Origin of the sequence: Streptococcus sp. DD04, assembly GCF_001578725.1 — a bacterium.
Lineage (GTDB): Bacteria > Bacillota > Bacilli > Lactobacillales > Streptococcaceae > Streptococcus > Streptococcus sinensis.
This window is the reverse complement of record NZ_KQ968976.1, coordinates 450,460-451,039: the sequence shown is the minus strand read 5'-3', so window position 1 is coordinate 451,039 and position 580 is coordinate 450,460. Positions and strand designations below refer to the sequence as shown.

Here is a 580-nt window from a genome sequence, read left to right as displayed (position 1 = left end):
TATCATAGTAGATAAAATACTTTTACATATTTTATATAACATTTTATTAAGGCGAAACTTAGGAGAAAATTTTTTACAAAGTAGGACAAAAAGATGAAAAACTGCTTTCAAAGTAGTATAATAATCTTATTATCATACTAGGAGGTTTCATATGCTGCATGTAGAAAAACTAGAAAAAAGTTTTGGGCAAAAGCAAGTGTTGTTCGGTATTGATTTTGAAGCCCAGCCGGGGCATATCCTTGGTTTGATTGGGAAAAACGGTGCTGGGAAAACAACGATTTTTCACAGTATTTTGCGCTTCCTAGACTATACTGGAGAAATTCGTTTCGAAGGGCAGGCGATCAAGCAGGAGACCTATAGCAGGATTGGCTATCTGCCTGAGGAAAGAAGCCTGATGCCCAAGCTGACGGTCTTTGAGCAAGTGCGCTATCTGGCAAATCTAAAGGGTGTGCCGACAGCTGTTGTCAAAGAAAAACTGCCCCAGTGGATGGAAAAACTTCAGGTCAAGGGCAAATTAACCGACAAAATCAAGAGTTTGTCTAAGGGGAACCAGCAAAAGGTTCAGCTGATTATCACGCTC

The 580-nt window shown here is 39.7% G+C and carries 1 protein-coding gene; it reads left to right on the top strand.

The window, feature by feature from the left end; translation table 11 throughout:
• Positions 1-151: 151 nt before the first annotated feature.
• Positions 152-580: ABC transporter ATP-binding protein (locus STRDD04_RS11335; protein WP_231853867.1), on the top strand; the 429-nt coding region annotated here is incomplete at its 3' end.